Origin of the sequence: Streptomyces sp. NPDC050856 (genome assembly GCF_040653855.1) — a bacterium.
Taxonomy (GTDB): Bacteria; Actinomycetota; Actinomycetes; order Streptomycetales; family Streptomycetaceae; genus Streptomyces.
The window spans coordinates 149,643-161,669 of sequence record NZ_JBFAGV010000002.1 but is presented as its reverse complement, the minus strand read 5'-3'; the positions used below and the strand labels follow the sequence as shown (position 1 = coordinate 161,669).

General features: G+C 75.3%; 13 protein-coding genes. 4 read left to right on the top strand and 9 right to left on the bottom strand.

Annotation, left to right across the window (positions count from 1 at the left end):
- Window positions 1-20 precede the first annotated feature (20 nt).
- The 6 genes from AB0H53_RS02625 to AB0H53_RS02600 form a co-directional block, all read right to left on the bottom strand.
- The gene (locus AB0H53_RS02625; protein WP_362106020.1) at window positions 21-1,037 is read right to left on the bottom strand and encodes a glycoside hydrolase family 6 protein; all 1,017 of its coding nucleotides are present in this window, start codon (window positions 1,035-1,037) and stop codon (window positions 21-23) included.
- A gap of 493 nt (window positions 1,038-1,530) precedes the next feature.
- Window positions 1,531-2,193: a class F sortase gene (locus tag AB0H53_RS02620; RefSeq protein ID WP_362106017.1), complete on the bottom strand. Its 663-nt coding sequence runs from the start codon at window positions 2,191-2,193 to the stop codon at window positions 1,531-1,533.
- A 2-nt stretch (window positions 2,194-2,195) separates the two neighbouring features.
- Entirely contained in the window at window positions 2,196-2,825 is a 630-nt protein-coding gene (locus tag AB0H53_RS02615; RefSeq protein WP_362106014.1) for a hypothetical protein, read from the bottom strand.
- Window positions 2,826-2,939: 114 nt separating this feature from the next.
- Window positions 2,940-3,719 carry an HAD-IIA family hydrolase gene (locus tag AB0H53_RS02610; RefSeq protein ID WP_362106011.1) on the bottom strand — a complete coding sequence of 260 codons (780 nt, stop codon included), beginning with the start codon at window positions 3,717-3,719 and terminating at the stop codon, window positions 2,940-2,942.
- Window positions 3,720-3,869: 150 nt separating this feature from the next.
- The gene (locus AB0H53_RS02605; protein WP_362106009.1) at window positions 3,870-4,718 is read right to left on the bottom strand and encodes a hypothetical protein; all 849 of its coding nucleotides are present in this window, start codon (window positions 4,716-4,718) and stop codon (window positions 3,870-3,872) included.
- 175 nt (window positions 4,719-4,893) lie between these two features.
- The gene (locus tag AB0H53_RS02600; RefSeq protein ID WP_362106006.1) at window positions 4,894-5,967 is read right to left on the bottom strand and encodes an ROK family transcriptional regulator; all 1,074 of its coding nucleotides are present in this window, start codon (window positions 5,965-5,967) and stop codon (window positions 4,894-4,896) included.
- 56 nt (window positions 5,968-6,023) lie between these two features.
- Here AB0H53_RS02600 and AB0H53_RS02595 point away from each other — a divergent pair, with 56 nt between their 5' ends.
- Window positions 6,024-7,100 carry a Gfo/Idh/MocA family oxidoreductase gene (locus AB0H53_RS02595; RefSeq protein WP_362106003.1) on the top strand — a complete coding sequence of 359 codons (1,077 nt, stop codon included), beginning with the start codon at window positions 6,024-6,026 and terminating at the stop codon, window positions 7,098-7,100.
- Between the two features lie 224 nt (window positions 7,101-7,324).
- Complete coding sequence (locus tag AB0H53_RS02590; RefSeq protein WP_362106413.1) at window positions 7,325-7,774, top strand: heme-degrading domain-containing protein; 450 nt, start codon at window positions 7,325-7,327, stop codon at window positions 7,772-7,774.
- A 149-nt stretch (window positions 7,775-7,923) separates the two neighbouring features.
- Here the strand turns inward: AB0H53_RS02590 and AB0H53_RS02585 are convergent, their stop codons facing one another.
- The 3 genes from AB0H53_RS02585 to AB0H53_RS02575 all read right to left on the bottom strand — a co-directional run bounded on the left by AB0H53_RS02585 (window position 7,924) and on the right by AB0H53_RS02575 (window position 9,987).
- A complete protein-coding gene (locus AB0H53_RS02585; protein ID WP_362106000.1) occupies window positions 7,924-8,781 on the bottom strand; it encodes a fumarylacetoacetate hydrolase family protein in 858 nt (285 codons plus the stop codon).
- Window positions 8,782-8,897: 116 nt separating this feature from the next.
- Window positions 8,898-9,575, bottom strand: coding sequence for a membrane protein insertase YidC (gene yidC / locus AB0H53_RS02580; RefSeq protein WP_362105997.1), 678 nt, complete (start codon window positions 9,573-9,575; stop codon window positions 8,898-8,900).
- A 109-nt stretch (window positions 9,576-9,684) separates the two neighbouring features.
- Window positions 9,685-9,987 carry a DUF6412 domain-containing protein gene (locus AB0H53_RS02575; protein ID WP_362105994.1) on the bottom strand — a complete coding sequence of 101 codons (303 nt, stop codon included), beginning with the start codon at window positions 9,985-9,987 and terminating at the stop codon, window positions 9,685-9,687.
- A 324-nt stretch (window positions 9,988-10,311) separates the two neighbouring features.
- Between AB0H53_RS02575 and AB0H53_RS02570 the strand changes: the two genes are divergently transcribed.
- Both AB0H53_RS02570 and AB0H53_RS02565 read left to right on the top strand, forming a co-directional pair.
- The gene (locus AB0H53_RS02570; RefSeq protein ID WP_362105991.1) at window positions 10,312-11,325 is read left to right on the top strand and encodes an SEC-C domain-containing protein; all 1,014 of its coding nucleotides are present in this window, start codon (window positions 10,312-10,314) and stop codon (window positions 11,323-11,325) included.
- A gap of 201 nt (window positions 11,326-11,526) precedes the next feature.
- Complete coding sequence (locus tag AB0H53_RS02565) at window positions 11,527-12,027, top strand: excalibur calcium-binding domain-containing protein (RefSeq protein ID WP_362105988.1); 501 nt, start codon at window positions 11,527-11,529, stop codon at window positions 12,025-12,027.

Sequence of the window (12,027 nt, the reverse complement as noted above, 5' to 3'; positions counted from 1 at the left end):
GGGGGCGCCCCTCCGGCGCGCTACGCGCTGTTGCGGGCCAGGTCGAGCGCGTACTTCGGGAACCAGTCGCCCGCCTTCGGGCCGCCCTTGCAGTCGCCGTCCGACTCCCCCGGCCGCTTGACCCACAGGTACGCGTCGACCAGCGGGTCACCGGTCTTCGTCGTCGGCGTCTCGCCGAGCGCCCGGCCGGGCGGGTTGCACCAGTTGTCGGCCGGGTCGCCGGCGGTGTACGGGCCGTTGCCGTTGCGGCTGGTGTCGATGACGAACGGCTTGCCCCCGATCCCGGCGGAGACCTTCCTGCCGTACTCCTTGCTCGCCGCGGTGGTCTGGAAGTTGGAGACGTTCACCGCGAAGCCGTCGGCGGCGGCGACACCGGCCCGCTTCAGCGGCCCGACGATCTGCTCCGGCCTGCTCCAGCCGGCGTTGCCCGCGTCCAGGTACACCTTGGTGCCGGGCAGCCGCTTGAGCCGTTCGACGGCTCCCTTGAGCAGGTCGTACCGCTCCTCGTGGTACTGCCGCTGAGTGCAGCTGTCGACCATGTGCATCACGGCGTCCGGCTCCAGGATCACCGTGGCCCGCCGGTCGCCGATGCCCTTGGCGACCTTGTCCACCCAGGCCCGGTAGGAGTCGCCGTCCCCGGCGCCGCCCGCCGAGTGCTGGCCGCAGTCGCGGTGCGGGATGTTGTAGAGGACCAGCAGCGCGTCGCGGTCGGCCTTCCGCGCGGCCTGTGTGAACGCCCGCGCGTCCTGCTCGGGGGTGTCCGGGCTGATCCACTCGCCGGCCGGCTGGGCGGCGATCCGCTTGATCAGATCGGCGTTGGCCCGCTGGCCGTCCTTCAGGTACTCGGCCACCTGCCGGGCGGCCTTGCCGTCCGGGTTCACCCAGAACGGGTCGGTCGCCTTGGGCTGCTGGGCCACGACCGGAGAACCGCCCTCGCCGGAGTCGTCCGACGAGCCGCAGGCGGCCAGCAGCAGCACCGCGACCGCCCCCAGCGCGGCCCCGACCACCCGGGCGCCCCCGGTGCGACTGCTGTACATCCACTCCCCCTCGGGTGCCTGCGCACGGAGCCGCCCCGTGGGCATCCCCGCCCGGTCGAGGCCGGTCCCGTCCATCCTGGCACACCCGTACGGAAGGCCGACGGGCCGGCGTGGCGGCCCCGGGGGCCTGCCGGGCCGCCCCTGCGGGCGGCGACTTCGCGACATGCTGGCAATCTCCTCTGGCTGGACCTGTCCGCGTTCCGCCAGTGAACTCCGGCGGCCCAGGCCCCGGTTCCCGGGTACGGGCCGGACAACCCGGCCAAGGGACTTCCGGCGCCGGACGGCGGGGGACGCCGGGCGGACCGGCGCGGGAGCGGGAGCGGGCACGGGGGCCGGCGGCGCGAGACGCGGGCGGACAGGGCCGGGCGCGCGGGTGGCACGGCGGGCGCCGGGCGCGCGCGGGTGGCACGGCGGGCGGGCGCCGGGCGCGGGTGGCGCGTGGGCGCCGGGCGCGGGCCGTGCCGGCGAGCGCGGGGCGCGGGGCGCGGGGCGGCTACGAGCCGCCCGTGAGGTAGGCGGAGACCACCACGTTGGCCGTGTAGCCGCCGGACGCCCGGTCGAAGGTGCCGCCGCAGGTGATCAGGCGCAGTTCGGCGCGGCCCGGCTGCCGCTGGCCGTACACCTTGGCCGGGTCGAACTCCCGCAGGCTGAAGACCTGGACGTCCTCGATGGTGAACTCGGCGACCGAGCCGTCCGTCCGGGTCACCGCTATCCGTTCACCGGGGCGGGCGGAGCTCAGCCCGTAGAAGACGGCCGGCCGGGTGGCGGTGTCGACATGCCCGACGAACAGCGCGGCACCGTCCGTGCCCGGTTCGGCGCCGCCCCGGAACCAGCCCACGGTGTGCGGTGTCGCGTACGGCGGCGGGTCCACCGCCCCGGTGCTGTCCAGGCCTCGGGCCACGACCGGGGCGGCGATGCCTATGGACGGCACCTCCAGGCGCTCGGGCCGGGCGGACCCCATCGGCGCGCGGGCCGGCGGCAGCGGTACGCCGAGGGGGCGGCCGACCGCGGCCACGTCCCCGGTGGTGGGGGCGGACAGGCCGCCGGGGCCACCGGTGGCGTCCTTGCCCCAGAGCCACAGGCCCAGCAGGAGCAGGGCCCACGCCACGCCGGTGAGCAGGCGGCCGTTCCCGGCCGGGGGCTGCGCGGTCGACATGGTCAGTCCGCGCCGGTGTCCGTGCGGGCGGCGGCGTCCGTACGGCGGCGGCGGGCGCTGCGGAACGCCACGGCCACCGCGGCCGCCCCGGCCAGCACCAGGCCGATCACCGTGTGCGGGGTGCCGGGCCCCTGCTCGTCGGCGCCCGCGCCGGTCCCGGTGGCCAGTGTGGCGGCGCCTCCGCCGCCGGCCCGGACCGGGGCGACGGGCGAGAGCGAGGTCTCGGGCACGGGCTGCGGCTTGACGTGCGTGACGTGCACGTTTCCGGCGTCGTGGTGGGTGCGGCCGTCGCAGTGGACGGTGACCCCGTACGTACCGGAGGGCAGGCCGGACTTGACGGTGGTGTCACCGTGCAGCGGCCTGCCCTTGCCCTCGTGACCGGACAGCTCGGCCTCGGCGACGAACGCCTTGGACTTGGCCGTCCCGTGGACGCCCTTGCAGCCGGTCACCCGGATGTCCACATCGGACCCGGGTGCGGCGGTGGCCGGCATGACCATCGCCTTGACCAGCGGCTTGCCCTTGTCGGGCCCGGGCTCGTCGGGGTCTCCGGCGTAGGCGGCGCCGGCGGCCGGGCCGAGCAGCAGTACGGCGGCCGCGCCTGCGGCACGCACAGCGAGCAGTCCTGAACGCATCGTGAACCTCCTGGTACTCGAAGATTCACCCCTGACGCGGCCCCGCGCATCCGCAACGCGCGGCCCTCACTCCACCAAACGACGCTGACCTGGGGTGATGCCGACCAGATGGGGTCAGATGCGCTCCACCAGATCGGCGATGGAGTCCACGATCGTGGACGGCCGGAACGGGTAGCGGTCCACATCGGCCGGCGTGGTCAGGCCGGTGAGCACCAGGAAGGTCTCCATGCCCGCCTCCAGTCCGGCCAGCACGTCGGTGTCCATCCGGTCGCCGATCATGGCGCTGGTCTCGGAGTGCGCCCCGATGGCGTTCAGGCCGGTGCGCATCATCAGCGGGTTGGGCTTGCCCGCGAAGTACGGGTCCTTGCCGGTGGCCTTGGTGATCAGCGCGGCGACCGATCCGGTGGCGGGCAGCGGGCCCTCGGCGGACGGGCCGGTCTCGTCGGGGTTGGTGCAGATGAACCTGGCGCCCGCGTTGATCAGCCGGATCGCCTTGGTCAGGGCCTCGAAGCTGTAGGTGCGGGTCTCGCCGAGGACCACGTAGTCCGGGGCGTGGTCGGTCAGGACGTATCCGATGTCGTGCAGGGCGGTGGTCAGCCCCGCCTCGCCGATGACGTACGCGGTACCGCCGGGGCGCTGGTCGTCCAGGAACTGGGCGGTGGCCAGGGCGGAGGTCCAGATGTTCTCCACCGGCACGTCCAGGCCCATCCGGGCGAGCCGGGCGTGCAGGTCGCGGGCGGTGTAGATGGAGTTGTTGGTCAGGACCAGGAAGGGCCGGCCCGTCTCCCGCAACCTCTTGATGAAGGCGTCGGCGCCGGGGATGGGGACGCCCTCGTGGATGAGGACACCGTCCATGTCGGTGAGCCAGGATTCGATCGGCTTGCGCTCTGCCATGGGGCGGGACTCCTGCCGTACAGGTACAGACATGCCTGATGGATGCCGCGACAGCGCTGTGGCGGCGAGGCCCCCAGCGTAGTCAGGGTGCCCGGGCACCGGCCCCGCCGATCACCGGTGGAAACCCCTGCGGCGGGCGGGCGCGGCGGCTCAGCGCCTGCGGTCGCGCAGCCTGCCGGCCGCCGTCAGCGCTCCGGCGCCCAGCAGGAGAGCGGCGGTGGCGGCGCCGGCGACGAGCAGCGCGTCGCGGCCGGTCCTGGCGATCTCCTCGGGAAGCTGGGCGACACCGGGCGGCGGGGTGAAGGGCGCCTCGGGGGCGACGGTGAAGCGGTAACCGGCCGATTCGCCCACCCAGTCGCCGTCGTCGCCGCGCCGCTGCACCACCGCCGCCTTGACGATGACGTCGTCGGGCCGGGTGTCGGAGGTGAACGCGAGCCGGACCGGCACGGTGACGGTCGCGCGGGCCGGGACGGTGAAGCCGGGGAAACCGTCGTCGAGCACCCCGACGAGTTCCTTCTCCTCGGTCGTCTCGACGGCCACGGGCCGGTGGCCGGCGCCCTCGGCGCGGAACTCCAACTGCACCTGGGGCGGCGCCAGATCCTGGTCCCGGTCGGTGAGGACGATGACCGGGTGGATGTTGCGGCAGGGCTGGGCGGTGGTGTTGGTGAGCTCGACGTTCCAGCTCTGGAAGCCGCCGCCGGGGCGGTAGAGGGGCGGACCGCCGTGGATGCCGGTGCGGAGGGGGAAGGCCCGCGCCGCGGGGTCACCGCAGGTGGGTTCGCGCTCGGGGAGGGCGGCCTCGAAGCTCCGCTCCGCCACCGCCGCGCTGTCCGCGATCGTGCCGCCGTCCCGGGCCGTGCCGTCCCGGAGTGTGCCGTCCCGGAGCGTTCCGTCGGTGGCCGCGCCGTCGGTGGCCGTGCCTTCGGCGTGGGCCGGTGCCCCGCCGAGCGCGAGGGCGGCGGCGGTGATCGCGATGGCGAGGGCGTGGCGCAGTCGCATGGGGGCGGCCTTCGTCGGGGCGGGGACGCTCGTGCCCCGGGTATCTCCCACGCCGTCGCGGCGACGCACCGCCCGGGCGGTTCCGTCCCGTCGTACGGGGGGACCCGTCCGCCCGATCGGCGCAATGCCCGGTCGGCCACCGGCGGCCGGCGCCGGCTCCCGCGGCCGCCCTCCCCTACAGGCCGAACACCGGTGCCAGGATCAGCTGGGCCGCTCCCTCGGCCACCGGGTGGGGCGTCCCGTGCGCCAGGGCCACCGGGACGGGCCGCTCGCCGCCCCGCTCGGCGCGTTCGGCGAGGACGGCGCCCACACCCCGTAGGAAGGGTTCGGCCGCCGAGCCGATGACCCGCCCCCCGAGCAGGACGCGGTCGATGTCGAGCAGCCCGGCCAGGTTCGCGGCGCCGGCGCCCAGCACGCGGGCGGCCTCGGCCAGGTCGCCGCGCGCGACCGCGGCCAGGCACAGCGCCTCCAGGCAGCCGCGCCCGCCGCAGTCGCAGGGCGGGCCGTCGAGCTGGACGGTCTGGTGGCCGAACTCGCCCGCGCCCGTGCGCGCGCCCCGGTACAGCGCGCCTCCCAGGACGAGGCCCGCGCCCAGTCCCGTACCGAGGTGGAGGTACGCGAAGGAGTCACCGGCGCCGCCGCGCAGGGCCAGGCCGAGCGCCGCCGCGTTGGTGTCCTTGTCGAGCACCACGGGCAGGCCGAGCCGCCGGGCCAGGGTGTCGCGCAGCGGGAAGCCGTTCCACTCGGGGAAGCCCGTCACGCGGTGCGGCACGCCCGTGGCGTGGTCGAGCGGCCCGGGCATGGCGGCCCCGGCGCCCAGGACGCCGTCCACCCGCGCGGTGACGGCGACGACCTCCCGGGCCACGGCCGCCATGACCGACTCGGCGCCCGCCCCCAGGTCCAGGGGGGCGGTGCGGGCCGTGACCGGGGCGCCGGAGAGGTCGACCAGCACGGTGGTGAGCTCGTCCCGGTCCAGGTGCAGGCCCACGGCGTGTGCGGCGCCCGGCACCAGCCGCAGCAGGGTGCGCGGTTTGCCGCCGGTGGAGGCGCGGCGGCCCGCGTCGGCGGCGACGCCCTCGGCGCGCAGCCGCGCGGTGATCTTGCTGACCGCCTGCGGGGTGAGCCCGGTGCGTTCGGCGACCTCCAGCCTGCTGATGCCGGCCTCGCCGGCCGTGCGCAGCAGGCCGAGCACCAGAGCGGTGTTGTGGCTGCGCAGGGCCGGCAGGTTGATGCCCGTAGTGCTGTTCACGGCCCCATTGTCGCGTGCGCTTGCACTTTGGCAACAGCGTTGCTTAAGTGAAACCCATGACTGGCACCCTCCGCGTCGGACTCGTCGGCTACGGCCTGGCGGGTTCCGTCTTCCACGCCCCGCTGATCGCCGCCACCGAGGGCCTGGTCCTCGACACGGTCGTCACCTCGAACGCCGAACGCCGCGACCAGGCCCGGGCCGAGTTCCCGGACGTCCGTTTCGCGGCCTCGCCCGACGAGCTGTGGGAGCCCGCCCGGGCCGGGAGCCTCGACCTGATCGTGATCGCCTCCCCCAACAGGACCCACGTCCCGGTCGCGACCGCCGCCCTCAAGGCCGGCCTGCCCGTCGTGGTCGACAAGCCCGTCGCCGGCACGGCCGCCGAGGCACGCGGGCTCGCCGCCCTCGCCGAGGAGCGCGGCCTGCTCCTGTCCGTCTTCCAGAACCGGCGCTGGGACAACGACTTCCTGACCCTGCGTTCACTGGTCGAGCGGGGTGAGCTCGGCGACGTGCAGCGCTTCGAGTCCCGCTTCGAACGGTGGCGGCCCCGCCCCAAGGGCGGCTGGCGGGAGTCCGGCGCGCCCGAGGAGATCGGCGGCCTGCTGTACGACCTGGGCAGCCATGTCGTGGACCAGGCGCTGGTGCTGTTCGGCCCGGCCGTCCAGGTGTACGCCGAGTCGGACGTACGGCGGCCGGGAGCCGAGGCCGACGACGACACGTTCATCGCGGTGACCCACGCGGGCGGGGTGCGCTCGCACCTGTACGTCAGCGCCACCGCCGCCCAGTTGGGCCCCCGCTTCCGGGTGCTGGGCTCCCGGGCCGGGTACGTCAAGTACGGCCTCGATCCGCAGGAGGCCGCGCTGCGCGAGGGCCGGCGGCCGTCCGGGTCCGGCGAGTGGGGCGTGGAGGACGAGTCGTTGTGGGGCCGCGTCGGCGCGGGTGAGTCGCCGCTGACGGGCGGGGGGCGGCCGGTGCCGACCCTGCCGGGGGACTACCCGGCGTACTACGCGGGCGTCGTGTCCGCGCTGCGCGACGGTACGGCGCCGCCGGTCACCGCGCACGAGGCCGCGGCGGCGCTGGACGTGCTGGAGGCGGCGCGCCGCTCGGCCCGCGACGGCGTGACGGTGACGCTGTGACCCGGGGGACACGGGTGACGCCCGTGCACCCCGAGGACGGGCCGGGGACGGGTGCGGAGCCGGGTGCGGGTACGGGCCCGGGCGGGGGTCCGGGTGCGGGCGCGGGGGCCGAGGCGGCGTCCGGGTCGGCGGCCCCGGGATCGGGGACGGGACGCGCCCCGGGACCGGCGGGCCCGGGACCGGGGAGCGGATCGGGGACGGGATCGGCGGCTCCGGCGCCGGACATCGCCGAACTGGAGGCCCAGCAGGCCCGTCTGACGCTGGACCGCTTCACGCACGAGGACGCCTGGATGCTCGGCTCCATGCTCGTGGAGCTGGCCCGGGAACGGCGGGCCCCGGTGGCGATCGACATCCGGCGCGGGGCGCAGCGGCTCTTCCACTGCGCGCTGGCGGGTTCGAGCGCGGACAACGACGACTGGATCGAGCGCAAGCGCCGGGTGGTGGAGCGGTACGGCGAGAGCTCCCTGCTGGTCGGGGCCCGCTTCCGCGCCAAGGGAAAGACCTTCGAGGGGGACTCGCGCCTGGACCCGGGCCGGTACGCGGCACACGGCGGCTCGTTCCCGATCACCGTGCGGGGCGCGGGTGTGATCGGCGCGGTGACGGTGTCGGGGCTTCCCCAGGTGGAGGACCACGCGCTGGTGGTGGAGGCGCTGGAGCGGTTCACCACCTCGTAGTGGCCGGCGGCCGGTGCGGACGGGGACGGGGCCGTACGGCGACGGGCGGCCCGTCACCGTACGGCCCCGCTGGGCGACCGGGCCGCGCGGCGCCACTGGGCCGCCCCGGCGCGGAGCCCCGGACGAGGGGCCCCACGGGGGTGGCCCGCCTACGCGGCCTTGAACTCCTGGCGCTGGCGGCCCAGCCCCTCGATCTCCAGCTCCACCACGTCACCGGGCCGCAGGTACGGTTTGGGCTCGGGCTGCCCGAGCGCCACGCCCGCCGGCGTACCCGTACTGATGACGTCACCCGGGTACAGGGTCATGAACTGGCTGACGTAGCGGACCACTTCCCCGACCGGGAAGATCTGGTCGGCGGTGCTGCCGTGCTGTTTGAGCTCGCCGTTGACCCACAGCCGCAGGGTCAGCGCCTGCGGGTCGGGCACCTCGTCCGCCGTCACCAGCCACGGCCCCAGCGGGTTGAACGTCTCGCAGTTCTTGCCCTTGTCCCAGGTGCCGCCGCGCTCGATCTGGAACTCCCGCTCCGAGACGTCGTGCCCGACCGCGTACCCGGCGACATGCGCGAGCGCGCTCCGCGCCGACTCCAGGTAACGGGCGGTCCTGCCGATGACCACCGCCAGTTCGACCTCCCAGTCCGTCTTGCGGCTGCCGCGCGGTATGAGCACGGTGTCGTCCGGCCCGACGACCGTGTCCGCCGCCTTGAGGAACACCAGCGGCTCGGCGGGCGGCTCGGCGCCGATCTCCGCGGCGTGCCCGTAGTAGTTCAGCCCGACGCACACCACCTTGCCGATGCCCGCGACCGGCGGGCCGACCCGCAGCCCGGCCGGGTCCAGGGCGGGCAGCACACCGGCGCCGGCGGCGGCCCGTATCCGGTCCAGCGCGGAGGTGTCGGAGAGCAGGTCCCCGTCGATGTCCGCGACGAGCGCGGACAGGTCCCGCGCGATCCCGTCCCGGTCGAGCAGGGCGGGGCGCTCGGCACCCGCCGTTCCGACGCGCATCAGCTTCATGGTCTTCTCCCTGTGGTCGAGGTGAGCCCCGGCCGATGGGGTGCGGCCATCGGAGGATTGGTCGATCCTCCAAGACGCCCCACCGGCGGGCAAGACCCCGTTCACCAGCTGGACCTTTACGCGGCGGTAGCCGGCGCGCCGTCCCGGTACAGGTACGCGCGCTCGGCCGCGGTCCAGGCCGTGCTGGTCACCACGTACAGCGCGGCGGCGAGCGGTACGACGGCGACCGTGACGAGCGTGCCGAAGGAGAGCAGCGGCAGGAAGCGCGCCCCGGGCACCGGCACCTCCGCCAGACCGCCCCTCGTCTGCCGGTACGAGTACGTGGCGAGCGCGGTCACGACCAGGAACAGCCCCGCGTACACCAGCTCCTGGGGGCCGAGCGCCCCGCCGGCCGCCAGGGCGTCGCCGAGACGGCCGTCGAGCGGCGCGGCGAGAAGGGAGTGACCGGCCATGCGCCCGCTGGAGAACAGGTGGTACATCAGGACGAACGCGGGCAGCTGCAACAGACTCGGCAGGCAGCCGGCCAGCGGGGAGACCTTCTCCCTGGCGTGCAGCTCCAGCACCGCCCGCTGGAGCCGCTCGGGGTCCTCGCCGTGCTTGTCGCGCAGCTCGGCGACGCGCGGGGCGAGCCGGGCGCGGGCCCGCTGGCCGCGCGCGGCGGCCCGGGAGAGCGGGTGGAGGGCGAGCCGGACGAGCATGGTGAACAGGACGATGGCGGCGGCGGTGGCCGAGGTGGGGAACAGCGGCTGGAGAAGGCCGGCGAGCTGCTCGACCAATGCGGCGAAAAAGGACATGGGGAACCCTCCGAGGGGTCTCGTCGTGCCGGGAGATGTGCGCATCGGCATGACGGAACCGCGTGGGTGTCCCTGCGGAGAGCTTGCTGCGGGCTTGCTGTCGGGTTCCCTACGCGGCCGTCGGTACGGGGCGGCCGGGGGCCCGGGGCCGGCTGCGCCCCGCCGCGTCGGGGTCGCGCTGCGGCAGGAAGGCGGTGCGGCGTTCACGGTCCCGGATGGCGGTGCGCACCCGGGTCGGCGGTACGGAGGGAACACGGCGGGCGCTGAGGACGGCGCACGCGACGAGGGCGGCGCCGGCGGCCGCGGTCAGGGCGAGGGTCGCCGAGAGGGCGCCGCCGTCGGTCAGCACGAGATGGGCGAGCAGGACAAGGGGTAGCAGCAGCCCGGCCGCGCGTGCCTGCGGACGCGTCATGACTCCCCTCCCCTGTCCCTCGCACCGGGTCCAACGCGGGCACGTCCTCCTGGGTTCCCCCGCCGGGTGGAACCCTCACCGGGAGCCGTACCGGGAGACGGACGAGTGCGTGCGGGCGGGGCCACCACCTGGGCGGGCGCCCCGCCACCGATCGGCCACGTCACCCCCGGCACGGGCACGCGCCCCACGGGCCCACCCGGCACGGGCACGCACGGCCACTCCTACCGCACGGCCACTGGCACCCGCTCGCGCGCCCGGGCACCATAGGGGCTCGACCCGCAAGTGACCAGCCCCCCGTCCCCGCACAGCAGTACGGTATCCACCATGCGCCCCGACACGCCTGCTGACCACATCACCGAAGCCGAGCGCCTGCTGCGCACCGCGGCGCAGTATCCCGAAGACAACGAACCGCTGCTCCTCCGGGCCGCCGCCCACCTCGAACTGGCCGGCGAGCGGGCCCGTGCGACCACCCTGTACGACAAGCTGCTGTCCGGCGACGCGGAACCGGACAACCCGCACCTGATCAAGGCCCTGAAGGCCGCGAACCTGTGGGAGTACGGCCACGAGGCCGAGGCCCGCGTGATCATCGACGGGCTGCGCGCCTCGGTCCCGGCGGACGCCGCCGCCTGGGCGATCGTCGCGGAGACCCTGGAGACCCACGACGAGCTGGAGGCCTCGGAGGCCACCTTCTCCACCGCCGTGACCACCCTGCTCCCCTCGCCCGACGACGAGGTGCCCTACCCGGCGCAGTCGCTCCTGACGGGGCGCCACCGGGTCCGCCGCCTGCTGGGCATGCGGCACGACGACTGGGACGTCCTGGCCGACCGCCTCCACACCGGCACCGTCCCCCTCGACGAACTCCACGACCCCAAGCGCCTCTGGTCCCTCGGCTCGTCGGACCCCGCCGAGCTCCAGGCGGAGATCGCCCGCCTGCGCAGTGAGCTGGGCTCGTACCGCACGGCCCTGTCCCGTCCCTTCCCGGTCGCGGTCCTGCTCTGGCCGGCCGGTGAACTGGACGAGCTCCTGGCGGCCTATCCCGAGTTGGAGTCGGAGTACCCGACCCACGAGGCACACCTCACCGACATCGAGGCGTCCCTGCGCGAGCTGGCCGCGGCGGGTACCCCGAACCTGGGCATCGTCCAGGGCACGGTCCCCTCCTACGAGGCCTTCGCCGCCTCCGAGGCCACACCCCCGTCCAACGCGGCGCTGCTCCCCCAGTACGCCACCACCCTCGCCGCCCGCGGCCGGGCCACCCCCTGGCCCCCGCCCCGCACGGCGCCCTGCTGGTGCGGTTCGGGAACGGCGTACGGGGATTGCCACGGCGGAAAGCAGCCGTAGCCCGGTACGGCGGGTGCGGGATGCCGACGGGGCGGCCGGCCCGAGGGGTGCGTGCGGGCCGCCGCCCGCGGGCACCCCGTTTCCCGGAAAACCGCACATGTGCCTTCCGGTTGCAGTAGTTTCACGCTTAACCACTGCGGCCCGCCTGGCTCCATCCCCCCACACAGGCACTGCCGGCTGCCACTGTCCCGAGGGGGGATCATGACCAACCCGTACCACCCGCACACCCCGGCCCCCGCCCCGCCGGCCCCGCGACCGCGCCCGCTGCACCGCATGAAGCGGGTGTGGGCCGGAGGTCTGCTCCTGCTGCTGATCGGTACCGGCTGCGGCGCCCTGACCGGCGAGGAGAACACCAGGACGGCCGCCGAGCCGGGCCCCGCCCCCACCGTGACCGCCACGGCCACCGCCACCGCCACGGTCACCGCGCCCCCCTCAGCCGCCCCGGCACCGCCCGCGCCGACGGTCACAGCGACGGCCACCGTCACGGCGACCGCGACCGTCACGGTCACGCGCCGGGCGGACACCGGGACATCCGCCGACGACGACTCGGGCAACGGCACGGACGGCGGGGGCGGCACCGTCCACTACCGCAACTGCGACGCCGCCCGCGCGGCCGGCGCCGCCCCCGTCACCCGAGGTGAACCCGGCTACGGCCCCCATCTGGACCGGGACGACGACGGGGTCGGCTGCGACAACGGCTGA

Excerpts from the sequence above, each read along its gene's own strand:
- AB0H53_RS02625 (WP_362106020.1), bottom strand. The coding sequence starts at position 1,037 with ATGTACAGCAGTCGCACCGGGGGCGCCCGGGTGGTCGGGGCCGCGCTG.
- AB0H53_RS02620 (WP_362106017.1), bottom strand. The coding sequence starts at position 2,193 with ATGTCGACCGCGCAGCCCCCGGCCGGGAACGGCCGCCTGCTCACCGGC.
- AB0H53_RS02615 (WP_362106014.1), bottom strand. The coding sequence starts at position 2,825 with ATGCGTTCAGGACTGCTCGCTGTGCGTGCCGCAGGCGCGGCCGCCGTA.
- AB0H53_RS02610 (WP_362106011.1), bottom strand. The coding sequence starts at position 3,719 with ATGGCAGAGCGCAAGCCGATCGAATCCTGGCTCACCGACATGGACGGT.
- AB0H53_RS02605 (WP_362106009.1), bottom strand. The coding sequence starts at position 4,718 with ATGCGACTGCGCCACGCCCTCGCCATCGCGATCACCGCCGCCGCCCTC.
- AB0H53_RS02595 (WP_362106003.1), top strand. The coding sequence starts at position 6,024 with ATGACTGGCACCCTCCGCGTCGGACTCGTCGGCTACGGCCTGGCGGGT.
- AB0H53_RS02585 (WP_362106000.1), bottom strand. The coding sequence starts at position 8,781 with ATGAAGCTGATGCGCGTCGGAACGGCGGGTGCCGAGCGCCCCGCCCTG.
- yidC (WP_362105997.1), bottom strand. The coding sequence starts at position 9,575 with ATGTCCTTTTTCGCCGCATTGGTCGAGCAGCTCGCCGGCCTTCTCCAG.
- AB0H53_RS02575 (WP_362105994.1), bottom strand. The coding sequence starts at position 9,987 with ATGACGCGTCCGCAGGCACGCGCGGCCGGGCTGCTGCTACCCCTTGTC.
- AB0H53_RS02570 (WP_362105991.1), top strand. The coding sequence starts at position 10,312 with ATGCGCCCCGACACGCCTGCTGACCACATCACCGAAGCCGAGCGCCTG.
- AB0H53_RS02565 (WP_362105988.1), top strand. The coding sequence starts at position 11,527 with ATGACCAACCCGTACCACCCGCACACCCCGGCCCCCGCCCCGCCGGCC.